The organism is Rhodococcus sp. BP-316 (assembly GCF_019836105.1).
Classification (GTDB): domain Bacteria; phylum Actinomycetota; class Actinomycetes; order Mycobacteriales; family Mycobacteriaceae; genus Rhodococcoides.
The window spans coordinates 1-25,497 of record NZ_JABUEE010000006.1; the positions used below are offsets into that span (position 1 = coordinate 1).

The window sequence follows — 25,497 nt, forward strand, 5'->3', positions numbered from 1 at the left end:
ACATCTCCACCGACGAGGTCTACGGCGACCTCGAGCTGGACGACCCCGCCCGGTTCACCGAGAACACCCCCTACAACCCCTCCTCGCCGTACTCCTCCACCAAGGCCTCCAGCGACCTGCTGGTGCGAGCCTGGACCCGATCCTTCGGCGTCCGCGCCACCATCTCCAACTGCTCCAACAACTACGGGCCCTACCAGCACGTCGAGAAGTTCATCCCCCGCCAGATCACCGGCGTCCTCACCGGCATCCGCCCCAAGCTCTACGGCGCCGGACTCAACGTCCGCGACTGGATCCACGTCGAGGACCACAACACCGCCGTCTGGACCATCATCGACAAGGGCGCCCTCGGCCAGACCTACCTCATCGGCGCCGACGGCGAGGTCGACAACCGCACCGTCGTCGAGACCATCCTCGAACTCTGCGGCCACGACAAGGCCGACTTCGACTTCGTCACCGACCGCCCCGGACACGACCTGCGCTACGCCATCGACAGCACCCGCCTGCGCACCGAACTCGGCTGGACACCCCGCTACTCCGACTTCCGCAGCGGACTCGCCGCCACCATCGACTGGTACCGCGACAACCCGACCTGGTGGCAGGCGCAGAAGAGCACCACCGAGCAGAATTACGCCGCGGCCGGGGAGAGAACACTCTGATACTTCTGGCAGCGCTGGGCTCGCTCTCGGAATTGAAGGTGAGGGAAGGCAAGAATGACTGCGCAGTCAAGTGCGGCTTCTCTCCATTTTTCCTACTACCGAGTCAGACCGCAGGTACGCCACAAGTCTCGCGCAATGCGCGGGTTATAAGTCCATGGTTCTGCGAACTTCAGCACAGCCATAGATGGCAGCACCCCCGTCGACGGTTCAAACGCCCGTCGGCTCAACATTTCAAACCCGGCTCGCTATTGCTGATGTAGCGAGGGATTGTCAGTCGACAGTCGACCTCAACACCCGACAGCTCGACACGCGCCGAGGCCGGTCGGTACGGCAGAATGCCCGACATGGCTCAGAAGCGACGAACAGCGACCGCGCTCAGTGTGGTCATCGTGTTGGTCTGCGCATTCGCCGTCGCCGCGGTGGCAGCATTCGCCGCCACCAGGCCCGACCCCGTAGATGAGGGCATCGCTGCAAGAATCCCACCTCCCGCGCAGTACCAGTACCTGCGAGTTTCAGTGCTGGGTGACGCGGTCTCGCTCGGCGTCGGAGCATCGAACCTGGATGGCTACGTCAAGCTCCTGTCGAACAAGCTCTGCTGGAACGTCAACCGCGTCGCCGAGTCGGGTACCGGGTACGTCAACCCTGGACCCGACGGTTCCCGGCCGTTCACGACCCCGGCACGTCTCGCCGCCACTTGGGGCACCGGGCCAGAGCTGGTCATCGTGCAGGGAAGCACCAACGACGTGGGGCGACCAGGCGTTGCCGAAGCCGCAGCGGAGACGTACGCCGCGATCAAGACCGGCGCGCCGCAGGCGAAGATCGTCGTCGTCGGCCCGACGACGCCACCCTCGATCGACCCGGCCGGTGTCCGCGCCACCCGAGATGAAATCCGCGACGCGGCAATCGCGGCCGGGGCAACATTCATCGACCCGATCGAGCTGGGATGGCTGGAAGACGATGGCCTGTACGGCACCGACCGACTGCACCCCACGGACGCTGGTCACCGAGAACTAACCAAAGACCTCAGCACGGCATTCACGGGTGCCGGCGTGCTCCAGCGGGATACCTGCGCCCCCACAAACCGCTAGGCAACGCAGCGCTTCGCGAACAGCTTCCTCATGTTTGTGACTGCTCGGGGTGCTCAAGTAGCTCGTCTACGGTGCACAACCCGGCCGGCGGGCACCGGTCACCATGTTCCGCGGCACCTCACCGAGAAGTACTCCATGTTGGCGACAGCAAACGTGACCGCGGCCGGGAGCTGCAACAAAATCGGTCCGAGGCGGAGCCCGAGCCAGCACTCCCGGCCCGCAAATGTTGCCCAGCGCAGCGTCGACATCCCGCAGCTTTGTCATGTGCACGATGAAGCGGGGCCAGTTCACCGCGAAGAGGATCCCGTCGGTAATCTCGTCCCGCCATCTGGCGTAGCTGGTGGCACGCTGGAGCGAATAGAGAGACCCGTTGGCGTAGATCGAGTTGATCTCTCCGCGGCGTGGGCCAATTCGCAGAGTCGAGCCAGCCCCTGCGGACATAAGTCCGCGCCACGCCCGGTACCGCCACCCGCATATTCCGATGCAGGGAGGAACCACGATCCCACCTCTCTCGTGCCGACGGCATGACACAGGTGAGCGCCCGACGGTGCTGCTGCGATGCACCATCGGTTGCAGCCTTATACGGATATTGCGCGCATGTCGGCAATTCGAACAGACGTTCGATTTTGTCGGAGGTGTGCGGTAACTTCAGGTCATGTTTTCGGGGGGAAACGACGGGTCTCGGCGTGATGCCGATGATTCCGCCGATCAGGCTGGTGCGCAGGGGGATTCAACCCCCTGGGCCATCGCTGACCCCACTCTGTCCGAGCTGATCGCAGCCCAGGAGGAGGTGACGCGTCGCATCGCCGCCTACGACACTTCCCACCTCGGCACCGATGACAGGCTTGCTCTCCTCGTGCGGGACGAGCGCGTCTCCAGGGCGCGCCACGGTCAGGCGCTCATGTGGCTCGGCCAGCTGGTGCAGCAACGCGGATTCGATGCCAAGGGCGCCAGGAACGCCGACGCCCTGTCTCTCGTCCTGAACATCGACAGGGCAGCCGCCAGTCGCCGGCTGTCCGCCGCGGCTCAGCTCGGGGACCGCACCACGCTGCTCGGTGACCGGATGGAACCGGAGCTTCCCGACACCACGGCCGCTCTCCGCGCCGGGAACATCGACCCTGCACACACCAAGGTCATCCGTAAGTTCATGGCGAGCCTCCCGAATGCTGTCGACTCCGGGACGCGCGCGGATGCCGAGCGCCACCTCGCTGCCGCGGCACACACCGTTCGACCGGGCGAGCTCGCGATGCTCTCCGAGAGAATCGCCGCGCACATCATCGAGGAGGCCGGGTTCGAAACGCCGGCCGATCGCGTCCGTAAAAGGGGCATCTTCCCCGGCAAGGTCGGCCCCGACGGCATGCTGTCGGGTCGCTTCGTCCTGGATCCCGAAACAGTGGCGTACGCAGAGGCAATCGGCGCGAAGTTCGCCCAGCGGGGCATGAACAATCCCGACGACACCGCTGCGCCTGTCGTCGACGGCGTCGAACCCGACGCCGCGACCCGCACGCGCGATCACCGCACCCGCCCCCAGCGGCTACACGATGCCTTCAAGATGGTTCTGCGCCAGACACTTTCCTCGGGGACACTCGGTCAGCACCGCGGCCTTCCAGTGAAGGTCATCGTGACTACGACACTCTCAGAGCTGCGGCGCTGTGCCGGATTCGCCACCACCGCGTCGGGAACCACCGTGCCGATACCGGATCTCATTCGTATGGGCGCCCACGCCGACCACTACCTCGCCATCTTCGACGACGACGACGGTCGCATCCTGCACCTCGGGCGCACCAGACGCCTCGCATCCGAAGACCAACGACTCGTGCTTCTCGCCTCGGACCGAGGATGCACCGCACCGGGATGTGATCGCCCCGCCATCGAGTCCCAGGTACATCACATCGAAGAATGGCAGGACGGCGGATCGACCGACATCGATTTGCTGACCTACGTCTGCGACATGCACCATCCGATGATTCACGACGGACCGCTCGGATGGTCCACATCGACAGCGCCGCCAGGTCACCTCTACGCGGGCAGAACTCTGTGGCACCCACCTGCCATCGTCGACCCACAACGACGTGGGCGTATCAACCACTATCACCATCCCGCGGATTTCCTGTGGGACGACGACGAACCGGCCGCCTGACGCCATGGCGACCGGGTATCCGTCCTACCCAGGGCAGACGTTACTGGGTTGGTTCCCCATCCAGCGCACGATCATGCTGGACCATCGATTCGACGATGGCATCGAAATCAGTTGTGACCGACCAATTCAGCTCGTTCCTCGCCTTCAGCGGGCTGCCGATGCTCACTGCGGAATCTGCAGGCCTCGTCAGGGTTGCATCGGACTTGACCAGATCCTGCCAGTCCGAAATACCCACCGCCCCAAACGCAGCCGCGACGAAGTCCATGATCGACCTCGCCTCCCCCGTCGCCACGATGAAGTCGTCGCCCTTCCCGTGCATCGCCATCCTGTACATCGCGTCGACGTAGTCCGGGGCCCAGCCCCAATCACGCCGGATGCTCGTGTCGCCGAGTGTCAGGGTGTCCTGCTTGCCGGCCGCGATGGCGGCGACAGCCGCGGTGATCTTGCGGGTGACGAAGGTGGTCGGTCGACGAGGCGACTCATGGTTGTACAGAATCGCGTTGGTGCCCTCGAGACCGCGGGCTCGGTAGACCTGAACGAGGTTGTGCGAGAACGCTTTGGACGCGCCGTACGGCGACGTGGGCCGGATAGGGGTGTCCTCGGTCTGCGGAGACTCGGTCGATCCGGCGAAGATCTCGGCGGACGAGGCGTTCACCACCATCACCTTCTTCCCCGACTTCTCCTGCTGCTGCAGGCAGGCGTCGAGCAACGCCGCCGCGGAGACTCCGTTGACTCGCGTGGTGGTCACCGGGTCCTGCCACGACTTCCACACGGACGAGATGCCGGCCAGGTGGAAGACGTAGTCGGGCGCGATCTCCTGCACCGCCGTCGTCGTTGCGATCGGGTCGGCGATGTCCTGATATCGCACGGTGACACCGTCGAGGTACTGCAGGAACGGGGGTCCGTCGTCGTCCGGGCGGGCGATGCCGTGGACCTGCCACCCTTTCGACACCAACAGCTCGGCCAGGTAGGTGCCGTCCTGACCACCCACTCCGGTGATCAGCGCCACGGGTGCGGTGTCGTCGAGCTCCACGTCGGTAGGGCCGGTGCTCATGCGGTCAGTATGCCGTCCCGCGTGCCTCGATCCCCAGCCACGTTCGCGGTGTTGCCCAGGCGTGAGCGGGCGAAGTCGTACGCCTCGGTCAACCGCCCGGCCATCAGCGCGAAGTCGAAGGACTTCGCCACCTCCACCGACTGCGCTCTCACGAGCTCCTGGTAGTCGAGGTCGGCGAAGAAGCGCCGTACAGCGATCGCCATCTCCACCGGGGTGGTGCCGGCCAAGGGGTAGTTGAGCGACACCATGCTGGGAATAGAGCGGCTGAGAATCGGGCATCCCATCTCGGCCGCCTCGAGGGTGGACAGCGGAGCCCCTTCCCACGCAGCGGTGTGGAGGTAGAGGCTCGCCGTCTGGACCAGACGACGAACCTCGGTCGGCTCGATCCATCCCGTGATACGGACGCCGGCTCGCTCGAGGCACTCGCGCCCCTCGTCACCCGACCCGATCCACACGAACTCGCACGACGGGCCCACCACCTCGGCCACCTCGGCGAAGAAGCGCGGGTCCTTCTGGTCGGCGATCCGCCCGAGCATCGCCACCAACGGGCGGTCCGACGCTGGCGGGCGCTCCACGACGAGGGACATGGGGGTGGCGGTGTTCGGCACTTCGCGGCTCGGCATGCTCGGGCGGAGATCGTGCCCGATGGCCAGTTCGCGAGGACTCACGGCCATCAGCATCTGCTCGCGGCCGGCGAGGAAGCGTTCCACCGCCCAGTACGTGAGACGCTTCGCGGGCGGGTGGCCCTCCTCCATGGCATAGCAGTGCGGGGAGTAGACGATGCGGGTGCCCTTGGGGAGCATCGCGCGGAGCAGCCCCGCGTAGCTCGAATGCAGGTGCACGATGTCGAAGTCGTTGTCCAGGATGAGCCTTCGTGCGTCACGGAGGAACGCCATGAGGTCGCCGTCGAACGTCTGGACGGTCGCCGTCTCCGGCACGTCGAACGTCTCGTGCCCCACGCGCGTGCGAACGAACAGATGGTGCTCGTGGGCGTCGGCACCGCGGACGTAGTTCACGATGGCGCTCCGCAGCCCGCCACCGAACGCTTCCGACACATGCACGATCTTCATCTCGCACCTTCTCGGTCGTGGGTGGCACGACGCTCCCCACCCGCGTGCAGACGAAACATAACGCCCTGAACCATTCTTCGCACGCCGAACAATGTGTGTTCGCGTCGCTCGCGTTCTTACAATGGAAAAGGCATGGCTACTTTACGTATAAAGTCGATGAAACGGGCCGGAAAGCGGCACTGCGACTGTTTCGAGGTTGCGGGCGCACGGTGACAGACCACGACGAGTCGTCCATTTTCGTGCCATAGTTGTCGGCATGGCGGCACCGGTCTCGACGGACGATTCGCGCAAGCAGTGGGTCTCCCGCGTGCAGACGGGCGCTCGGGAGCAGGCCGGTGAGCGGCTCTACAACGTGGTGATCACCCGGATCCCGTCACGCACGCTTCGAGTGGGCTGGTTGCGGCTGTTCGGGGCCACCATCGGCGAGGGCACGACCATCAGGATGGGCACCCGAGTGCTGGGGCTGCGCTCCCTTGTCATCGGTGCGCACTGCGCCATCGGTGCAGGCTGCCTGCTCGACGCGCGGGGGCAGGTCACCATCCACGACGACGTGGAGATCGACACGCACGTGCAGATGATCAGCGGCCAGCACGTCGTCGACTCGGACGATTTCGGCACCACCTACTGCCCCATCGTCATCGGACACCACGCCTGGATCGCCAGCCGGTCGATGGTGGTGGTCGGAGTGCGCATCGGAGCCGGTGCAGTGGTGGGAGCCGCGTCGCTCGTGCGCGACGACGTGGCGCCGAGGACCGTCGTCGCGGGTGTCCCTGCTCGTCCCATCGGGACACGCGACGCGGCTCTCGACTATCACCCGGTAGGGAGCCCGCGCCTCACCTGAGGTGCGTCGTGCTGTCTGCGCCGACGGTGGCTGGTGGCCACGCACCCCAGGACACTCGCGCCGGACAGTCCCAGCTTCCCCACCGAGTGCGTCAGATCCGCCGAGGTGGTCGACCCCAGAAGCGCCACCAGCAGGACGCCGTCCGCGACTCCCGCGAGGACGGCCGCGTCGGCCGAGCACAGCACCGGCGGTGCGTCGATGATGACGAACTCGAAGTACTCGTGAAGTTGCTTGACCATCTCGTTCATCGTCACGCGGCCGAACAGGGCGCTCGACGACTCGGTGGCGACGCCGGTACCGATGATGCTGAGGTTGTCGCGGTCGGTGGGCACCACGGCGTCGTCGAGTGTGGCCTTGCCGCGCAGCAACTCGCTCAGCCCCGGCACTCCCCCGATACCGAACAGAGTCGGGAGCCTCCCGCCGCGGAAATCGGCGTCGATGAGGGCCACCGATCTGCCGGTGTCCGCCAGTGCAGCCGCCAGTCCTGCCGCCACCGTCGTCGATCCGGTCCCCACCGTCGGCGCCGCCACCACGATGGTCCGCGGCGGCGTGCCCGTTCTGAGCGCGAGGATCGCCGTGCGGATCTCGCGGAATGCTTCCTCCGCCGTCGGGAACGACGAGCCGAGAAGCAAGGAGTCGGCCATCGCGTCGTTCTGGCGGGGAACGACGCCGAGCACGGGCCCGGCGGCGCCGGCCGCGATGTCGTCGTCGGTGTGCACGGTCGAGTCGAGGGCCGAGCGACCCACCGCCGTCGCGAGACCGAGGATCAACCCTCCGAACAGGCCGAACACCAGGTTGCGGCCCCAGCGGGGACTCGAGGGAGCGACGGGGAGGTCGGCGAAATCGGCCACGGTGGCGGTGGCCGCCGGCAGTTGCCCCGCCTGCGCCGTCTCCAATTCCTGCACGAGCTGGCTCGTCTGGGACGCCACCGCATTGGCCAGGTCTCGAGCAGCGGCCGCGTCGGAGTCGCTGGCCGTGACGTCCAGCAGAACCGATCCCGTGACGGCCGCGGCGGTGACTCTCGACATCACGCTCTCCGGAGGAACGTTCAGACCCAGTTCGTCGATCGCGCGCTCGGCCACCTGCTTGCCCACCGCGAGCCCCGCGTACGACGCGACGCGACCGGTGGAGAACAGGCTGCCCTGATACGCGTCGCTGATGGAGCCCGCACCGGTGGTCGAGATGAAGAGTCGCGCCGTCGCCACGTAGGTCGGTTGCGACAGGGCCGACACCGCACCGGCAGCACCGACCGCGAGCACGGTGCACAGCACGATGGTGACCCAGTGTCTCCGCCAGGCCGAGAAATACTCCCGTATGTCCATGACCCGTTCTCCCCGCGGAAGATACCCAGCGATTGTGGCCGGGAATGATTGCTCATAGTATGCGGATGATCAGTGAAAAGCGCAGGGCAACATGGGTGTCACAGAATGGTCATCCGCTCGCGCAGTCGCACTGACAGAATGAAACGGCGATACCCGGAAATGGCCCCGTTTACGGGGACGTACATGAGCACGACGCGACGGAGTTCGGCGTTTCGGACACTCGAGCTCGACTGACGGAAGCGATGGTGTGTCTTGACCAAGCGAGCTCTCATCACAGGAATCACCGGACAGGACGGCATGTACCTCGCCGAACTGCTGCACGAGAAGGGGTATGACGTGTTCGGCCTGGTGGCCGGCCAGAACAATCCCAAGGCGGATCTGCTCCGCGTCACCCACCCGTACGTCGAGATCATCAGCGGCAACCTGCTCGATCTGGTGAGCCTCATTCGCGCCGTCGCCCATGCGAAGCCCGACGAGGTCTACAACCTCGGCGCCATCTCCTTCGTCGCGTACTCGTGGGAGAACGCCCGCCTCACCAGTGACGTCACCGGCGGCGGTGTGCTGAACATCCTCGAGGCGGTGCGCTTCTTCCAGGACAGCTCCGGCCGCGACGTGCGGTTCTACCAGGCATCGAGTTCCGAGATGTTCGGCAAGGTGCAGGAAGTACCGCAGACCGAGAAGACGCTTCTCTGGCCGCGCTCGCCCTACGGTGTCGCCAAGGTGTACGGCCACTACATGACGATCAACTACCGCGAGTCCTACGGCATGCATGCCAGCTCCGGCGTCTTGTTCAATCATGAATCACCGCGCCGTGGACCGGAATTCGTCACCAGAAAGGTGTCGCAGGCCGTCGCTCGCATCACATTGGGCCTGCAGGACGAGATCGCACTGGGAAACCTGGACGCCAAGCGCGACTGGGGCTTCGCCGGCGACTACGTCGAGGCGATGTGGTTGATGCTGCAGCACGACCACGCCGACGATTACGTCATCTCCACCGGTGAGACGCACTCGATCCGCGAACTGCTCGACATCGCGTTCGACGAGATCGGCATCTCCGACTGGAGCGAGCGGGTGCACATCGATCCGGCCTTCATGCGACCGGCCGAGGTGGACGAACTCATCGGCGATTCCACGAAGGCACGGGAGACGCTCGGCTGGCGTCCCAAGGTCGGCTTCGACGAGTTGGTCCGCATGATGGTGCGGCACGACGTCGACGATCAGTCCAAGCGTGCGGCCGGTGCCCTGTGAACTCCGCGCCTTACTCGAGCACGCGCAAGGAACAACTGGGTGAGCGCGTCTTCAACTTCCTGATCACCCACATCCCGTCGCACACACTCCGTCAGGGGTGGCTCCGCTTCTTCGGCGCCACCATCGGCACGGGCTCGTCGATCATGTTGGGCTCCACGACGTTCGGGCTCCGACGGCTGGTGATCGGCAACAACGTGTCCATCGGGTCGTCCGTGCTGCTGGACGCCCGCGGGGGTCTCCTCATCGACGACGACGTGGTGATCGCGTCCGACGTCCACATCATCACCGGGGACCACGACGTCGACAGTGACGATTTCGGTGTCCGCCTCGGGCCGGTGCACGTGGGACACCACGCGTGGATCGCGAGCCGCGCCACCGTGCTGCGGGACGTGGAGATCGGCGCCGGCGCCGTGATCGGTGCCGCGTCGCTGGTCCGCCGCGACGTGGGCGAGATGGAGATCGCCGCCGGCGTTCCCGCCACGGCGCTGGGCAAGCGCACGTCCGCGTTGGACTACCACCCCACCTTCCGCCCACTCCTCTACTGATGGGACCCGACGTGGTGGATCTCGCCCGTACGCGGCTGGTCTACGTCGCACCGGCTGCCGGCCGCAGCGGCGTCGGCGACTACGCCGACGATTTTCTCGCCGAGGTCGCCCCGCACTTCCTCGACGTCGTCGACTACCGCATCGAGACCGAGGGTGCGGAGACGGCGCGCGAGGTGCTCGCGCATGCGCGACGGATCCGCGCGCTGGTGAAGGCCTCGTCGGCGCAGGGCCCCACCCTCGTGCACTTCGAGCAGAGCGGCGGGTCGCTGTCGGTGTTCTGGGCATCGCTGCTGCGCGGGGTGACCGTCACGGCCACGGTGCACGATCCGCCGTACCCGGTGTGGTGGCCGTTCAAGACCAAGTCGGTGGGGCGCCACCGCCTCCTGCACCACGCCGTCCACTATCCGTTCCGGATCGTCACCACCGCGTTGCAGCGTCGAGTGTTGCGGGGGCGCACCGTCTTCGCCCTCACGACGATGGGCGCCGACAGCATCCGTCGTACCTTCCCCCGGTCACACCCGGTCGCGGCACGCATCTTCGTGCCGGCCCGCCCCGACCTCACTCCGCCCGCGGAGCGTCCACTCGCCGTCGGCTTGTTCGGCCATGTCTACCGCGGCAAGGGCTTCGATCTCATCGGCCGTCTGCGCGAGGAACTGGACGTCGACATCGACATCCGCGCCGCCGGACGAGGAACGGCGGCACTGCCGGCGATGGCCGGTGTGACCCTCGTGGGCGAGGTCAACGGTCCCGACGAGGACCGCTTCTTCGAGTCGATCCGACTGCTTCTGGTGCCGTACTCCAAGCACAATCCGTACGGCAAGGCCTATCCCGCCTCCAGCGCCGTCACCCGATCGTTCGCCTACGGAACGCCCATCGTCTGCATCACCGAGGGAGCGCTCGCCGAGACGGTGGAGCGCGGAGGCGCCGTGGGAGTCGACAGCGTCGACGATCTCGCGGCCGCGGTACTCGATGTGGTGCGCGACAGCGCCCGGCTCGACGATCTCACCCGCCAGGTCGACGCGGTACGGCGAGCCGACGCCATGACCCACTGTGCGGCCGTCTTCCTCGACGCGTGGTCCGCCGGGGCGAGCGTCGACGCCGCCGAGTACTCGGTGCAATGAGAGCGCTCGACAGCCATCTCCTCCGCACGGGGGTGGCGTCGTTCTGGAACTACAGCGGCCGGCTCGTCGGGCTCGGCTGGACGTTCGCCCTCATCCACACCCTCGGCATCGGCTCCTACGGGCAGTACGCCGTCGCGGTGGCGACGGCTGCCATCGTGAACGCCGGCATCGACAACGCGTTCTACGTCCGCTCCCTTCGACTCGACGAGGCCAGGTACGAGCGGGAGCGTTGCGCCCGCGTGCTGTTCGGCTCGGTGGTGGCGGTGGTCGGTGTCGCCGCGTTCACCGCGTCGTTCGTCGTGGGTTTCGCCGTGATCGTCGCGGCGGGCGAGCTTCTGTTCAACACCTGGAAGAGCCACCTGCTCCGGGAGGGACGTCCCGACGTCGCCATGCGCTTCGACGCGGTCCGGCAGATCACGAGCATCGTCCTCGGTGCCACGTATCTGTATGCGGTGGAGGCACCGTCGCTGTCGACAGCCGCGGCCCTGTACCTGCTCCCCTACCTCGTGGTGGCGGCCGCCTGCCTCCGGTACGTCCCCGGACGGACCCCCGCCGCACCCGGCGGGCCGAAGGAGTTCGCGCTGCTCTCCTTCGAGGCTCTCGCCGCCGCCCTCTACGCGCAGGGCGACGTCGTCGTGATCGGGTGGGTCGCGGGCGACGAGGTCGCGGGCTACTACTCCGTGGCACTCGTGGCGGCACTGGCCATCTCGACCATCGGCCAGAACTATGCCAACACCTACCTCGAGAAGATCCGGGCGGTCGGCGGTCACGTGTCGGGAGCGCCGGCGCTTCGCGACGTCGTCAAGGTCGGCCTGCTCACCGGTGGGTCGATGGCCGTCATCGGCGTCGGCATCCTGCTCTGGGGCGGCGCCGACTACACCGGCCACATCACGCTGATCCTCTCGCTGTTCGTGGTCGCGCGGGCGATCAACCACTCGTTCATCGTGGTGCTGTTCGTGCAGAAGCGCGACGCCCTGCGGGTGAAAGCCACCGTCGCCGTGGCGGTGGCGAAGCTCGCGGCACTGGCGTTGCTCGTGGGACCGCTCGGCGGGTACGGCGCGGCCGTGGCCTGTGTGGTGTGCGAGGCGGCCCTGCTGTTCGTGTACCACCGCGCCGTGCACGGCGCGGCGTCGTCCTCCATCCGAGAACCACTTCACGACAGGGCTACTCGATGAAAGCGGCATTTCTCCTGGCCAAGGATCCCCGGTTCGAGTCGACCGGCGATCTGACGATGGCGAACCTGGTGATGACGCTCGCCCGGTCGTCGTACGACGTTGCCGTCGTGTGCCTCTCCGGCCGCCCGGAGGTGGCGGAGGCCGACGTCGTCCGCATTCCCAAGACGGCTCCGCGCCCGGCCGAACTGGTGAGCCGGAGCCTGCGCACCCGTCGCAGTCTGGTGCACACGCGCTTCACCTCGGACAGCCTCGTGAAGGCCGTGGACGACACCGACGCCGACATCTTCGTCGCCGACCACAGCTACATGGCCGAGGCGTTCCTGCACTCCTCGCGGGCACATACCCGTCGACACGGAGACCCCATCCTCGCGGTGAGCACCGTCGTGTCGGAGACGTTGGTGTGGAAGGCGACCCGCGGGGTGCTCGGCCGGGTCGACTCACGTCGAATCGTCAGCGACGAGCTGCGTGTGGCGCGAAAGGCCTACACCGTCGGCACGTACGACGAGGAGGAAGCACAGTTCTACCTGGACCACGGGGTGCGACGAGCCCATTGGCTGAATTTGACGTTACCTCCGAAACCGAGAGTGGACATCGGAAGTTCCGGCCCTCGACTGGTGTTCCTCGGCGACCGGCAGTGGTCGCCCAACCAGGAGGCGTTCGAACGGCTGCTGACGTGGTGGCCGGACATCGCCCGCGGCATCGACGGTGCGGAACTGCGCATCGTCGGCTCGCGCGGACCCGGCCGGCCCGTACCGCTGCCGCCCGGTGTGGAGGATCTGGGCTTCGTCGACGACCTGGACGCGTTCCTCTCGACCAGCCGCGCCATGGTCGCGCCCATCGTCACCGGCGGCGGAGTCCGGGTGAAGATCCTCGACGCGGCCAGCCGGGGCATGCCCGTCGTCGGCACCACCGCAGCCGTCGGATCGCTCGGACCCGTCCTGGGAATCGACGGCATCGACGACAAGCACGAGTTCGTGCAGCGCTGCCGGCGCTACCTGCTCGACCGTTCGGCCGCGGTGGCCGACGGCGACGCCCTCTACCGAGCCAACGCCGACCGTTGGAACGAGGGCGCGCCGCACCGCGCGGTGCAGGAGTGGTTGGCGCCATGACCCCCCGCAGAGCGTCTCTCCTGGTGGGTAGCCTCGGCGCCGGTGTGGCCGTCGCGGTGGGGCTGCTCTCCGGCTCCAATACCAGCGCGGCCCGGCTGCTCGCGGTGGGCCTGATCGGCATGGTGGTCGGCGTGACGGTCACCCTTGCCTCACCCAAGTTCGTCTATGCTGCACTGGGATTCACGCTCGGTGGCATCCCGTTCGCGGTGATTCCCGGCGCGGGACCCGCGGTGCTGCTCCTCGCGGTCGCGGTGTGGGCCGCGATGCTCACCCACCCGCCCCCTGTCCTGCGGGTGCGCAGCCTCGACGTGATGGTGGCGCTGCTCCTGCTCGTCTCGCTCGCCTCGGTCACCCAGAGCGCCACCAGCGGAGTCCATGTCACCGAGTTCCTGAAATGGGCAGTGGCGACGTCACTGATCTTCCCGCTGCTCCGACTCGATGCGGTCGACCTGCGCCGCTTCGGCCTGTCCTACGTGTGCGGCGCGGCGGTGGGCGGCGGCGCCTCCCTCCTGATCCTGTTCTTCGACCGCACCGGGACGGCGATCTCCGTCCTGTCCCCCATCGGGTACGGGAACACCGGGACCATCGGCACCACGCTGCGCTGGTTCGAGGTGGGTGGTACATCCATCCGTCGGTTGGCCGGCACCTACATCGACCCGAACGTGGCGGGCATCTTTCTGTTCCTCGGCTTCGCCCTCGCGTTGGCGTTGACCCGCGGGTGGATCCGCATCGTGTCGAGTGCCGTCATCGGACTGGCGCTGATGGCGACCCTGTCGCGCTCGGCCATCCTGTCGGTGATCGTCGCGCTGGCGGTGTACCTCGCGTTCCAGCGACTGCGGGCACGGACCCGCGTGATCGTCGTGGCGGCCACACTGCTGGGCGCGGCTGTCGCACTCGCCATCCCCGCCGTCAACGCGCGGTTCCTGTCCAGCTTCGGCTCGTCCGACCGCGGAACCGACGACAGGGCACGCGCACTCGCGAACTTTCTCCCATCGATGGACGGGCACTGGTTCTTCGGGCGCGGGTGGGGTGCCCTCGAGCTCATCGACGAGGTGGCCGGCTACAACGCGAACTATGTCGCCAACACCCCGTTGCTGACGCTCTATCGCGGGGGCATCATCGTCGGCGTCGTGTTCCTCGCGCTGCTGCTGGCCGCGCTGGTCATCGCGTACCGACGGATGCGCTCGTCGACGCACTGGCAGGCCGGCGTGATCGGTGCGGCCTTCATCGGATTCCTGCTCGTCGCACTGCAACTGGACTTCCCGGTGGTCACCAATCCGATCGTCACGATGGTGTTCTCGGTCTTCCTCGCTCTGCTCACAGTCAACCCGACACCCACACCGGACGACAGCGCCGTCGAACCCGATCATGCTCGACTGCAGGAGGTTCCACGGTGACCGATACTCCCGCTCCCGTCACCGCACCGCCGACCCAGCGGAAGGCCTGGATCGCCGGGCTGGAAGGCCCCCGCGGTGTCGCCGCGATCTGCGTCGTCCTCGCCCACGTGGCCGTGGTGCACACCCCGAACATCGTCGCGTCGACGCGGATCGACTTCCTGGGCCAGGCCCTCACGTTCTTCTTCGCACTGTCCGGGTTCCTGCTCTACCTGCCGTACGTCACGCGCTTCGCCGACGGGGCAGTGTTCCCGAACACGAAGCGCTACTTCGTCGCCCGCGTCCGACGGGTGTTTCCCGCCTACATCGTCATCTTCCTGATCGTGAACTTCGTCCTGGGCGCCGGCTACGTGGTGAATCCCGTGACGAGCGGCTGGGATCATTCCGCCGACGGTACCGGCACCATCACCGCGCCGCTCCCCCTCCTGGCGCATCTGACGCTGACCCAGTCGTACTTCCCCAGCACTCTGCAGACCGGAATCAACCCCTCCTGGTCGCTGAGCACCGAGTGGGGCTTCTACCTCGTCCTCCCGATAGCGGGCTTCCTGCTCTTCCGGTTCGGCCGCGGCGGCCGGCGACCCCTCGTGACCGCGCTGATCCCCGCGGTGGCGCTCATCGCGCTCGCGCTGATCGCCAACACGATCGTCGGCAGGCTGCAGCACGCGAGCGGCCTCCCACCGCTCGAGCAGTACTGGGGACCGAACTGGGTCGCGGTGTTCTCGCGCAGCTTCCTCGCTCTCGCCGACCACTTCGCCTGGGGCATGGTGGCGGCCGTCGTCTACGCCGCGATCGCCCGGGGAGCCTTCTCCCGCTTGTCGACGTCGCGGTTGTCGGCGGTTCTCCTCAGCATCGCCGTCCTGGCGCTGTCCGGCTCGATGCTGCTGTTCGCGCTCGGATCTCGCTACATCTCCTCGGTGTTCGCGATCGCCTCGTGCGCCTCCATTCTCGCGATCGTCGCGCCTCTCGGCCGCGGCGAGGACTCCCGCCTCGCGAGGATGACCGACTGGGCGCCGCTCAAGTATCTCGGCATGGTCTCCCTGTCCTCCTATCTGTGGCACTACCCGGTTCTGGTCCTGGTCGGCCGTGCGGGGATTCCCATCCCGCCCACCGCACTCGGTCTCGTGTGGGGATTCGTGCTGGTCATGTCCCTGACAGTGGCGCTCGGGTCGCTTACTTACTACCTGGTGGAACGACCGATGATGCGATGGCGAGCCGGACGTACCACGTGAACCGACGGGGGTTCCTCGTGCTCGCGGCCGCGGCAGTGGCGGCGGGGTGCGCGCGGGACCGGAGTGCGCCGCCCGTGCCCGAGGAATCGGCGGCGCCTCCCCGGGTACTCGGCTACTCCACCGGGTCGTCCATCCTGTGGGCCGACGACGCGGACGTCTTCCGGACGATGGCCGCGGTCCGCGACGGCGGGGCGACATCGGTTCGAATCGACATCTCGTGGCGCTTCGCCGAACCTGCTCGGGGTCAGTACGACTGGCGACCCTCCGATCGGGTGGTCGACGCTGCCAGGGCGGCCGGCCTGGACGTGGTGGCCACGCTGACCACGACACCGGCGTGGGCGGCCATCGGGTTCTCCGACCTCGCCGCAGCGGCTCCCCGAAACCCGCAGGAGTACGGCGCGTTCGCGGGTGTCGTCGCCGATCGGTATCGCGGGCGGGTGTCGACCTACGAGATCTGGAACGAGCCGAACGGCCGACTGTTCTTCTGGCCGAACCCCGACCCCGTCCGGTACACCGCCATGCTGCGGTCCGCCTTCACCGCCGTCACCACGTCCGATCCCGACGCCGTCGTCGTGGCCGGGGCACTGGGCAACACGGACACCACCGACGGCCGGATGGACTCGAACGAGTTCCTCGTGGGTATGTACGACGCCGGTGCGGCCGGGTCGTTCCACGCGCTCTCGTACCACGCGTACGACTACGGCACCACCCTCGCCGACGCCGGACTGTACCCCAATTCAGCTGTGCAGCAGATCATCAGGATGCGGCAGACGATGGTGGCGCACGGGGATGCGGCGGCACGCATCTGGATCACCGAGTACGGCGCGCCCGACACCGGCGTGGACGCGGACACGCAGGCGCGGCTCGTCGTGGAGTCGGCGCAGCAGTGGGGTGAGGTGCCGTACGGCGGGCCGTTCTACGTCTACACCGTCCGTGACGGCGACAGCCTGTCCCCCGATCCGGAGGCCCGCTTCGGCGTGCTCGACGATGCCTTCGTACCCAAACCCGTCTACGGACAGTTGGCCGCACTGGCCGCGGCGGGGCTGCCCCAGCGCGACATCGCGAACCGGTTCGACGCCGCCGCACCCTCCGACTTGGGCGAGCCGCGGGGCCCGGTCTTCGCACTCCCCGCGGGCTCGGGCCGCCAGTACACCCACGGCAGCCTGTACTCGACTTCGAGCGGCTGGCTCACCTCGCCGCCGGCGGTCGCCGACATCGCCCGCACCACGGGGCTCGTTCCGGCGGGCCCGTTCCACGACGGATACCAGGACCTGCTGGCCGACGGCGGGTTCCGGGTGTTCTCCGATCCGCGGTTCGGCACGTGGGCCGTCGTCGGCGCGATCCTCGATCAGTGGCGGCCGGAGCTCGGGTTCCCGGTCACCGGGGAGTACGAGGCGCCCGACGGTCAGCGCGTCGTGGACTTCGAGTCCGGCCGCATCCTGTGGAACCCGACGGACGGGGCAGTGGTGGTGCGCGACCGGTGACGCGGCTGGGCGCGCTGCGCCGGGTTTCCGCTGACGTCGCCAATGCTGGACATTGCGACACCGTTTCACGGGCCGCTACTCGAGCGTGACGGGCGTCCGGGGATTGCGGTTCAGAGGCGTCTCCTCGCGCAGAATGCGAGCCCCGTCCTCGATGTCCGCATTGTGAATGGCACGGCCCATGGCGACGCCGATGACCAGGGCTGCGACAACCCAGACGGCGCCGATGCCGTAGACGATCCACCACATCGCACGAGTGTGACACCGAAATTCGGAAATGTGACCAGAAATGGCAATTAAACCATTGAGAACGTTTCTCGGCGGGGTTCGAAGCGCCACCACGGGCGTCTTCGGTACGCGATCCGCACCACAGAGCCTGTCATTCGATCGAAGGACGGGGTCAACGACGCTTCCGTGCACTCGGCCTGTTCAGGCGTGTTTCGAGTTCTTCGACGCCGAGGACGAGTCGAATGAGATCGCGGGATGACTTGCAGCGGAAACAGCGGATGGCCATACTTTCCGCATGGTCAGACGACGTTCGCGCATTGTTGCGCCCGATAAACCGACTCTCGGACAAGTCAGCTCCGTCGGTGTCAGTTTCGTCGCTTTTCTCGTGTTGCTGTTTCTCTGCATCAGCCACGGCCTTCTCTGAATTCGGCCCACTTGCGCGCATGTAGGCAAATCGAACACATGTTCGATTTTTGTCGGTGGTCCGCGGTACTGTGAGGCATGTTTTCGGGGGGAAACGCAGGGGATGGTCGTCGTGACGACGGCTCCATCGGCGACCCCGTTCTCGCCCAGCTCGTCGATGCGCAGGAGGAGCTGACGCGCCGCATCGCGGCCTACGACACTCAGCACATCGGGACGGCCGACCGTCTCGCCCTTCTGGTGCGGGACGAGAAGGTGACGCGGTCGCGGCAGGCGCAGGCGCACGTGTGGCTGGCCGAACTCGTCCAGCAGCGCGGCTTCGAGGAGACCGGGGCGCACAACGCCGATGCGCTGGCTCAACTCCTGACCATCGATCGCGCAGCCGCCGTGGCGCGACTGTCCGTGGCCGCTCAGCTCGGCAACAGGACCACCCTGCTCGGCGACGTCATCAAACCCGAGCTGCCCGCCACCGCTGCGGCGCTGCGCGAGGGTGCCATCGACCCGGCCCACGTGAAGGTGATCCGGAAGTTCGACAAGAATCTCCCCGCTGCTGTGGATGCCGACACCCGCGCCCACGCGGAGCGCCACCTGGCCGACGCGGCGCGCGAGGTGCGTCCCGCAGAGCTCGCGGCGCTCGCCGAACGCATCACCGCGCACATCGTCGAGGAAGGCGAGTTCGAGCTCCCGCCGGAGCGCGTCCGCAAGCGCGGCATCTTCATGGGCAAGCAGGACAGCGACGGGATGCGCAGCGGCAGGTTCGTTCTCGATCCCGAGACCGCGGCGTACATCGACGCCTACAACAGCAAGTACGCGGCGCTCGGAGTGGGCAATCCCGAGGACACACGCGCGCCCGTCATCGGAGAACCGGACGACGAGACCCGCCAGCGCGACACCCGGACCACACCGCAACGACGGCACGACGCTCTCAAATTGCTGCTGCGCGACACACTGTCCTCCGACGATCTCGGCAAGCATCGCGGTGTGCCGGTCAAGGTCATCATCGTCGCCCGGCTCGAGGACCTGATCCGAGGCACCGGACTGGCCACCACCGCAACGGGTTCCACCATGCCGATCCGCGACGTCATCCGCATGGGGTCGCACGCCGACCACTACCTCGCTGTCTTCGGCGACGACGACGGCAGACCACTGCACTTCGGCCGCACCCGCCGCATCGCCAGTGAGGACCAGCGCCTCGTCCTGATGGCCACGGACCGCGGATGCACAGCACCGGGGTGTGATCGCCCTGCCGTCGCCACCCAGGCGCACCACATCCACGAGTGGCAGGACGGCGGGCCCACAGACATCGAGTCGCTCACCTTCGTGTGCGACATGCACCATCCGATGGTCCACGACGGAGCACTCGGATGGTCCACCACCACAGCGCCACCAGGCCATCCCTACGCCGGGCGCACTCTGTGGCACCCGCCTGCCCTCATCGACCCGTCGAGGACGGGCCGGGTGAACCACTATCACCACCCACAGGACTATCTGTGGGAGGACGACGAGCCGGCGGCATGAGTCATCTCGCTGAGCCGCAACGCATCCCACGGCGCGAAGCCCTTCGCGTCGTTGTCGAAGTAGACGTACACGTCTCGCTTCGCAGCGCGCCACTCACCGATGCGCTCGGCCCACCGGCCGAGCGCCTCGTCGGAGTACCCACTCGTGTACAGCTCCGTGTCGCCGTGCAACCGGACGTAGACCACGTCGCTGGTCACCTCGGTGAGCATCGGGAACTTCCCCGCCGAGTCGGCCACCACGCACCCGATGCCCTGTGCCCGCATCAGCTCGTACGCCTCCGCTGAGTCGAAGCTCGGGTGCCGCACCTCGAGACAGTGTCGCAGCGGCCGGTCCTCGTCGACGTCCAGGAACATGCGGTCGTCGGCGAGCTTGTCGTCGTGCTTCTCCCCCAGCCGAGCGGCCTCCGTTGTCGACCGCGGCAGCAGCGCGAAGAAGTCGGCCATCCTCGTGGCGTCGAAACGGAACGTGGCCGGCAGCTGCCACAGGATCGGCCCGAGCTGTGGCCCCAGCGCGAGAACACCCGACGCGAAGAAGTTGCCCAGCGCCGCGTCCACCCCCACCAGCTTCTTCATGTGGGTGACGAAGCGCGGCCCCTTCACCGCGAACACGAAGCCCTCGGGTGTCTCCGCACGCCAACGCTGGTAACTCGACGGCCGCTGCAGGGAGTAGAACGAGCCGTTGATCTCGATGGAGGTCAGTGCACGGGAGGCGTACTCCAGCTCACGGCGCTGCGCCAGCCCCGCGGGATAGAAGTCGCCCCGCCAGCCCGCATAACGCCAGCCGGAGATGCCGATGCGAAGTTCCATCGGCTACCTCCCGTCCTCTCGGCGTCCGTCAGCAGATACCCGCACACCGGGCTGCGACACATGGGGCCTGGTGCGATCACGGTCGCGGTGGCCAGGCGGCCCAGCCGTCAGGCAGTGCACGGAGAATGGGATCCGCAGCGTCGAGACGCGCTGCGGGGATACCGTCGGAACCGGTCCGCCCCGAGCTCGCGCCGTCGGGAAAGGTGAATGCGTACCCGACCATCGGACGGAGCCCGCGCTTCACACTCTCCCGATAGTTGCCGTTCACGACCGCGAACACCTGACGCTCGAGGCCGTCGGCTTCGTCCTGCCAGGTCGAGTCGCACGCGTCGCACCCGCAGCTCGGGAAGTAGAAATCGTGCAGCAGACCCGCGTGCACTGCGATCCCCGGGTACGGGGTGAACACCAGCGTCAGAGGTGCGCACGTCGACGCGTTCGGCCGAACGCGGACTCCCCGAACCACGTCACGATTCGGACGAATCAAGTCCGCCACCGCCTCCGGACCCTCGTCGATCTCGACGTCGTAGGTGTCGCCCAGGTGCTCGATGAGGGCATCCGCGATCACATGAAGTGGCGCATAGCGTTCCGGGTGTTCGGTCACGGAATAGGCACTCTCCGGCGGAGAGTCGGCCCACAGGTTCCCGTAGTCGATGACCCGACCGTCGGAGTCGCGGAACACCGACTCCTCGATCGTGGGGCGTACGTACGAACTCACGTCAGTCATCCTCTCTCGCTGCGAGCAGTCCGATCGGTGCTACCGCCCGGTCCGTGCGGGGATCGCGCCACACCGCGACACCCGTCTCGTGAAGCGAGAGGGTCCACCGAAGTCGGTCGAGGTCCAGGTGCGCACCGGACCGGCGCCAGTGCAGGTCCGACCCCACCGCGACACACGCGTCGACCATCTGGGTGGGCGCACCCATTCCGGAGTCGGGGAGCAGCGGAAACGTTCATTCGTCGACGTACTCGAGATCGGGGCCCCACATCGGTCCAGTGTGGCAAGCATTCCGGTGCTCGGAAAACTGTTTTTCACGATCCCCTCGACACCGTACGGTTCGGTGCATGGACGAGGTCGTGACCCGACGGAAGAACCAGCCACCGCCCCGACATGTGGTCTTCGACGATCTCGCGCATCCGGGTCGAGAGACCAGACGACCGTGGTTGCACCTGCTCGATGACGAGACGCTTCCGCGCGTCATCGAGTCCGAGCCGCCGTCGCTGGTCGTGTGGTCGTCGCTCTGGCCGGCGAGACCCGAGGCCCGTATTAAATTCGACCTGGCCGACGGTGGCGCTGGGACGAACCTCCGGTGGACGTTGCTCCTCGACCCACCGCGCCCTGACGACGACGCCGTTCGCGGCATGCGCAAGCGCATCGACAGGCTGATCAATGGCAACCTCCGCCATACCTACGGGCAGTGACCGACCGGTGCGGTGAATGGGAGCGTGCGAGAGCCACCATGACGCCAGGGATCAGGGACTGTCCAGCACCCTCTCCAGCGGCACGTTCGGGATCGTGATCCCCCGCGACGCGCCGAGGCCCGTGATCTGCAGCCAGATGGTGTCGGCGAGGAAGGCAGCGAACGTGTCGAGATCGACCGAATCCTTCTGTGCGCGCCACGTTCTCACGGCGCCGACGCAGCCGGAGATGAGGCTCGACACCCACGGCCCGACCAGGCGCAGGTCGTCGTCGCCCAGATCGGCGTCGACGAGGGCGAGGAATCCGCCGACGGCCACCTCGATCTTCTCGGCGACGCGGGCGATGGTGCTCTGCAGAGGTGATTCGGACGATCCGGTGACGTTCTGCTCGATGACGTACGTCCAGGTGGGGTGGGCCACGACCCAGCGCACGTACGAGTCGACCACCCGTTGCACCACCGAGCGTGGCAGACCCTCGAGTGTCACCGACGCCGTCAGGGTGTGTTCCAGCTGCTCGCAGATGGTGTGCTGGATGGCGACGTCGAGGTCAGCCCGGTCGGCGAAGTAGCGGTAGATGCCGGTGCGATGGATGCGCGCCTCGTCGGCGATCTGCTGCGCCGTGACCCACTCCCCCGGATGCACGCCCCGCTCGAGCACGTCGAGGGCAGCGGCGATCACCTGACGGCGGCGGTCGGCGTTGTGCTGATCCCACCGTCGCCTCCGGCCGTCACCGGAGGTGGTGCGCTCGGTGCTCATCGCACCGAAGCATCTCACGTACGCAGTAGTCTCCGCGGAGCCCTGACGTTCACACGTGCCGCGACGGCCTCCTGATCGAGCCGATCGACGATCTTCACGCGCGGCCGACCGTTCCGTCGACCGAGAGCGAGCTCCTCCGCATCCAGCCGGCGCCATGCCGCCAGGTCACCCGCCCGCGGGATCGCCGCTGCGATCAACTCGTCGGGCGTGTGGTGCGGCTCGGTGATGTCGGAGTCCAGGTGGTCGAGCACCGCCTCCACCGTCTCCTGCGCGCAGGTCTTGTTCGTGCCGATGAAGCCGCGCGGACCGCGCTTGATCCACCCGACGACGAACACACCCGGCGCCACCCGCCCGCGATCGTTCGGCACGGTGCCCGTGCGCTCGTCGAACGGGAGCCCGGGCAGACCGACACCGCGGAAGCCGACCGACCGCACCACCAGGCCGGCGTCGAGGACGTACTCGTCGGACGTCGGGACGGCGACGACGGCACCGTCAGCACCCTCGACCAGGTTGTTCCGGGCGACGCGGACGCCGGTCACCCGGCCGTCCCGGCCCAGGATCTCCACCGGAGACACCGCGAACGTGAGCACGATGCGACGGCGCGTGGCGTCTGTCGATCGCGGCCGAGCAGCCAGCTCCGCGAGCAGGCGACTCCGCTGATCGTCACCTTGCAGCTGTGCGGGATCCGCCTCGACGATGACATCGACATCGGTGAGCGCTGCGAGACCCATCAGCTCGGGCACGGTGAAGGCCGCGTCGGCCGGTCCGCGTCGGCCGAGAATCTGCACCTCTCGGATCCGAGATCCCCGGAGCTGGTCGAGAGCGTGCGGCGCGATGTCCGTTCTCTCCGAGAGCCATTCGGTGTCGCGGGTGAGCATGCGCGCGACGTCGAGGGCGACGTTGCCGTTGCCGACGACGACGGCGCGCTGGTGATCGAGCGTGACGGCGGCGTCCCGATGGTCGGGATGGCCGTTGTACCAGCCGACGAGGTCGGTGGCCGCCACGGAGCCCGTCAGATTCTCACCGGGAATGCCGAGCGCGCGATCGGACGAGGCGCCGACGGCGAACACTACGGCGTGATAGACCGATTCCAGTTGCGCCACAGTGACAGTCGTGCCCACATCGGCGCCCAGCACGTAACGGAAGCCGGGCTCGTTCTCGATCGCCTCGAAGAGATCGGTGACCTTCTTGGTGGTCGCGTGGTCGGGCGCGACGCCGTGCCGCACCAGACCGTGCGGAGTGTGGAGCTTGTCGTAGACGTCGACCGACGCCACCTCGGGATGCTTGAGCAGCTCGTCCGCGGTGTACAGCCCGGCGGGCCCGGCACCGATCACCGCGACGCGGAACGGGCCACCGCGGCGCAGACGGCGTTGCGGCGCAACGAGAGCCAGCGGAGTGCGGTCCGCGTGCGGAGACCGCTCGAAGTACTCCGCGTTGAGGGCCGCGTACGGAGCCGTCTCGATGGTCAGCTTCGTATCGGGGACGATCGCGCCCACCGGGCACGCCGTCACACAGGCACTGCATCCCACGCATGTCGCCGGGTCGATGAACAGCATGTCGGTGGTCCCGAACCCGGGCTCACCCGGCGCGGGGTGGATGCAGTTGACCGGGCACGCGAGGACGCAGGACGCGTCGGCGCAGCACGTCCCGGTGACGACGTGGGGCATCGAATCAGGCCGCGGCGGAGGCGGGCTCGCTGCGGAACCGCGACGGGCGTCCGTCGATACGCAGACTCGTCCACAGACGCTTCGAGACGCGGTTCATCAGGCCCATGTCCTCGGACAGCTTGCGGACGTCACCGAACATGTCGCGCAACGTCTTCGCGGAGGCCTCGTTGTCCCACCACACCTCACGCACCACCTCGGGCGGGATTCCGAGCTCGCGCTGCACCTGCTTGCTGGGTTTCATGATGACGTCGCACAGCACGCGCATGATGATCGGCGTCGCGATGGACATCGCGAACCGCTGACGTCGGGACAGTTTGGGCGCGCGGTGCTCCAGGTACTGGTGCGCGAAGCCGATGTGCCGCGCCTCCTCGGCGACGTGGATCTGCATGATGCGCGTCATCAACGGGTGCTGCGATGCACCGGCGCGCAGGATCGACTTCTGCGCATGGTCGATGGGCTCCTCGCCGGCCAGCACTCCGACGAAGAAGCCGAACGGCAGCGGGCCCGCGAAGAGGGGAAGAAGAGGGCCGGCCTTGCGGAACCACTTCGGGCCACCGGGCACGGCGACACCGATCCGGTTCACCAGCTCCTGGAACATCTGGGTGTGGTGGCACTCCTCCGTCGCCTCGTGCGTGGAGTAGCGGAACTCCGGCGAGCCGTTCGGGAGCCGCAGCGCGTAGTTCATGATGCCGGCGATGAGCACCTGCTCGAACTGCAGACCCACCTTGAGGATGTTGGCCTGCCGGTACATCCCGACCGCGATCTGCCGATCGAGAGGCAGCGACCGGTACCACTCGGTGTTGCCCAGCGGATCGGCTGCCGGGAGCACCCAGCGGGGATCGTCGGCCACGATCGCGTAGTACGGATCGTCCCAGGGGATGTCGAGGAATGCATCGAAGTGCTGGTGAACGGACGCTTCGGACAGGGTGCGCAGCGTCTGCTCGTACTCGGAGCGCGTGTCGGATGTGATCGTCATGGCGTGAACCTCCGTGAGTGCCGGGCCGACTTGGTGCGACAGGCTGTTGCAGTAAAAGTTACTGCAACTCGGTGTACCACGCAAGCGTTGAGCCGTCGCGAATTGGTACAACGAACGTTGTCATCGTGGCCGAAATCAGGCCATTCTCGGTTGTTGCATTCACTCGGCATCTATTCTTCGATCATCGGGTACCGTTTGCCCGTCCTTGCGAACCGCAGCTCCGAATACCGGGAACTCGAC

24 protein-coding genes are annotated in these 25,497 nt (G+C 67.2%); 14 read left to right on the top strand and 10 right to left on the bottom strand.

Annotated elements, in window-relative coordinates; all coding sequences use genetic code 11:
- Both HQ312_RS12580 and HQ312_RS12585 read left to right on the top strand, forming a co-directional pair.
- On the top strand, window positions 1-656 hold a 656-nt coding region (locus HQ312_RS12580), incomplete at its 5' end, for a dTDP-glucose 4,6-dehydratase (protein WP_222638792.1).
- Window positions 657-1,000: 344 nt separating this feature from the next.
- Window positions 1,001-1,744, top strand: a complete 744-nt coding sequence (locus tag HQ312_RS12585; RefSeq protein ID WP_222638793.1) for an SGNH/GDSL hydrolase family protein — start codon at window positions 1,001-1,003, stop codon at window positions 1,742-1,744.
- Between the two features lie 66 nt (window positions 1,745-1,810).
- Here the strand turns inward: HQ312_RS12585 and HQ312_RS22320 are convergent, their stop codons facing one another.
- Entirely contained in the window at window positions 1,811-2,311 is a 501-nt protein-coding gene (locus HQ312_RS22320) for a DUF72 domain-containing protein (RefSeq protein ID WP_374198298.1), read from the bottom strand.
- A gap of 223 nt (window positions 2,312-2,534) precedes the next feature.
- On the opposite strand from HQ312_RS22320, the gene HQ312_RS12590 reads away from it, so the two are divergent.
- Entirely contained in the window at window positions 2,535-3,884 is a 1,350-nt protein-coding gene (locus tag HQ312_RS12590) for an HNH endonuclease signature motif containing protein (protein ID WP_222638794.1), read from the top strand.
- A gap of 40 nt (window positions 3,885-3,924) precedes the next feature.
- Here HQ312_RS12590 and HQ312_RS12595 read toward each other — a convergent pair whose 3' ends face one another.
- On the bottom strand, window positions 3,925-4,938 hold the full coding sequence (locus HQ312_RS12595) for a GDP-mannose 4,6-dehydratase (RefSeq protein WP_222638795.1): 1,014 nt from the start codon (window positions 4,936-4,938) through the stop codon (window positions 3,925-3,927).
- Complete coding sequence (locus HQ312_RS12600) at window positions 4,935-6,008, bottom strand: glycosyltransferase (RefSeq protein WP_222638796.1); 1,074 nt, start codon at window positions 6,006-6,008, stop codon at window positions 4,935-4,937. The genes HQ312_RS12595 and HQ312_RS12600 overlap by 4 nt, the downstream gene beginning before the upstream one ends.
- Window positions 6,009-6,264: 256 nt before the next feature.
- On the opposite strand from HQ312_RS12600, the gene HQ312_RS12605 reads away from it, so the two are divergent.
- Window positions 6,265-6,849 (top strand): acyltransferase, encoded by a 585-nt coding sequence (locus tag HQ312_RS12605; protein ID WP_261782283.1) that lies wholly within the window; start codon window positions 6,265-6,267, stop codon window positions 6,847-6,849.
- Here the strand turns inward: HQ312_RS12605 and HQ312_RS12610 are convergent.
- Window positions 6,819-8,171, bottom strand: a complete 1,353-nt coding sequence (locus HQ312_RS12610) for a polysaccharide biosynthesis tyrosine autokinase (protein WP_222638797.1) — start codon at window positions 8,169-8,171, stop codon at window positions 6,819-6,821. The two genes, HQ312_RS12605 and HQ312_RS12610, sit on opposite strands and share 31 nt — an antisense overlap.
- Before the next feature lie 252 nt (window positions 8,172-8,423).
- Here HQ312_RS12610 and HQ312_RS12615 point away from each other — a divergent pair, with 252 nt between their 5' ends.
- From HQ312_RS12615 to HQ312_RS12650, 8 genes are read left to right on the top strand one after another with little or no spacing between them, the layout of a single operon-like run.
- Window positions 8,424-9,419 carry a GDP-mannose 4,6-dehydratase gene (locus HQ312_RS12615; protein ID WP_222638798.1) on the top strand — a complete coding sequence of 332 codons (996 nt, stop codon included), beginning with the start codon at window positions 8,424-8,426 and terminating at the stop codon, window positions 9,417-9,419.
- Complete coding sequence (locus HQ312_RS12620) at window positions 9,416-9,964, top strand: acyltransferase (protein WP_051613483.1); 549 nt, start codon at window positions 9,416-9,418, stop codon at window positions 9,962-9,964. The genes HQ312_RS12615 and HQ312_RS12620 overlap by 4 nt, the downstream gene beginning before the upstream one ends.
- The gene (locus HQ312_RS12625) at window positions 9,964-11,085 is read left to right on the top strand and encodes a glycosyltransferase family 1 protein (RefSeq protein ID WP_222638799.1); all 1,122 of its coding nucleotides are present in this window, start codon (window positions 9,964-9,966) and stop codon (window positions 11,083-11,085) included. The genes HQ312_RS12620 and HQ312_RS12625 overlap by 1 nt, the downstream gene beginning before the upstream one ends.
- Window positions 11,082-12,260: a hypothetical protein gene (locus HQ312_RS12630; protein WP_222638800.1), complete on the top strand. Its 1,179-nt coding sequence runs from the start codon at window positions 11,082-11,084 to the stop codon at window positions 12,258-12,260. Before HQ312_RS12625 ends, HQ312_RS12630 begins: the two co-directional genes overlap by 4 nt.
- The gene (locus HQ312_RS12635) at window positions 12,257-13,369 is read left to right on the top strand and encodes a glycosyltransferase family 4 protein (RefSeq protein WP_222638801.1); all 1,113 of its coding nucleotides are present in this window, start codon (window positions 12,257-12,259) and stop codon (window positions 13,367-13,369) included. The genes HQ312_RS12630 and HQ312_RS12635 overlap by 4 nt, the downstream gene beginning before the upstream one ends.
- Window positions 13,366-14,766 (top strand): O-antigen ligase family protein, encoded by a 1,401-nt coding sequence (locus HQ312_RS12640; RefSeq protein WP_222638802.1) that lies wholly within the window; start codon window positions 13,366-13,368, stop codon window positions 14,764-14,766. The genes HQ312_RS12635 and HQ312_RS12640 overlap by 4 nt, the downstream gene beginning before the upstream one ends.
- A complete protein-coding gene (locus HQ312_RS12645) occupies window positions 14,763-15,992 on the top strand; it encodes an acyltransferase (RefSeq protein ID WP_222638803.1) in 1,230 nt (409 codons plus the stop codon). The genes HQ312_RS12640 and HQ312_RS12645 overlap by 4 nt, the downstream gene beginning before the upstream one ends.
- Window positions 15,989-17,476 carry a cellulase family glycosylhydrolase gene (locus tag HQ312_RS12650; RefSeq protein WP_222638804.1) on the top strand — a complete coding sequence of 496 codons (1,488 nt, stop codon included), beginning with the start codon at window positions 15,989-15,991 and terminating at the stop codon, window positions 17,474-17,476. The genes HQ312_RS12645 and HQ312_RS12650 overlap by 4 nt, the downstream gene beginning before the upstream one ends.
- Window positions 17,477-17,551: 75 nt before the next feature.
- Here the strand turns inward: HQ312_RS12650 and HQ312_RS12655 are convergent, their stop codons facing one another.
- On the bottom strand, window positions 17,552-17,722 hold the full coding sequence (locus tag HQ312_RS12655; protein WP_222638805.1) for a hypothetical protein: 171 nt from the start codon (window positions 17,720-17,722) through the stop codon (window positions 17,552-17,554).
- Window positions 17,723-18,202: 480 nt separating this feature from the next.
- Here HQ312_RS12655 and HQ312_RS12660 point away from each other — a divergent pair, with 480 nt between their 5' ends.
- Window positions 18,203-19,639, top strand: a complete 1,437-nt coding sequence (locus HQ312_RS12660) for an HNH endonuclease signature motif containing protein (RefSeq protein ID WP_222638806.1) — start codon at window positions 18,203-18,205, stop codon at window positions 19,637-19,639.
- Here HQ312_RS12660 and HQ312_RS12665 read toward each other — a convergent pair.
- Together HQ312_RS12665 and HQ312_RS12670 are read right to left on the bottom strand one after the other, a co-directional pair.
- Window positions 19,606-20,445, bottom strand: coding sequence for a DUF72 domain-containing protein (locus tag HQ312_RS12665; RefSeq protein ID WP_222638807.1), 840 nt, complete (start codon window positions 20,443-20,445; stop codon window positions 19,606-19,608). The genes HQ312_RS12660 and HQ312_RS12665 overlap by 34 nt on opposite strands.
- A 76-nt stretch (window positions 20,446-20,521) precedes the next feature.
- Window positions 20,522-21,160 carry a DUF6226 family protein gene (locus HQ312_RS12670; protein ID WP_222638808.1) on the bottom strand — a complete coding sequence of 213 codons (639 nt, stop codon included), beginning with the start codon at window positions 21,158-21,160 and terminating at the stop codon, window positions 20,522-20,524.
- 344 nt (window positions 21,161-21,504) lie between these two features.
- Between HQ312_RS12670 and HQ312_RS12675 the strand changes: the two genes are divergently transcribed.
- Window positions 21,505-21,861 carry a hypothetical protein gene (locus HQ312_RS12675; RefSeq protein WP_222638809.1) on the top strand — a complete coding sequence of 119 codons (357 nt, stop codon included), beginning with the start codon at window positions 21,505-21,507 and terminating at the stop codon, window positions 21,859-21,861.
- Window positions 21,862-21,912: 51 nt separating this feature from the next.
- Here HQ312_RS12675 and HQ312_RS12680 read toward each other — a convergent pair whose 3' ends face one another.
- From HQ312_RS12680 to HQ312_RS12690, 3 genes are read right to left on the bottom strand one after another with little or no spacing between them, the layout of a single operon-like run.
- A complete protein-coding gene (locus HQ312_RS12680) occupies window positions 21,913-22,614 on the bottom strand; it encodes a TetR/AcrR family transcriptional regulator (protein ID WP_222638810.1) in 702 nt (233 codons plus the stop codon).
- Window positions 22,615-22,628: 14 nt separating this feature from the next.
- Window positions 22,629-24,281, bottom strand: coding sequence for an FAD-dependent oxidoreductase (locus HQ312_RS12685; protein ID WP_222638811.1), 1,653 nt, complete (start codon window positions 24,279-24,281; stop codon window positions 22,629-22,631).
- 4 nt (window positions 24,282-24,285) lie between these two features.
- Complete coding sequence (locus tag HQ312_RS12690) at window positions 24,286-25,257, bottom strand: diiron oxygenase (RefSeq protein ID WP_222638812.1); 972 nt, start codon at window positions 25,255-25,257, stop codon at window positions 24,286-24,288.
- Between the last annotated feature and the right edge of the window lie 240 nt (window positions 25,258-25,497).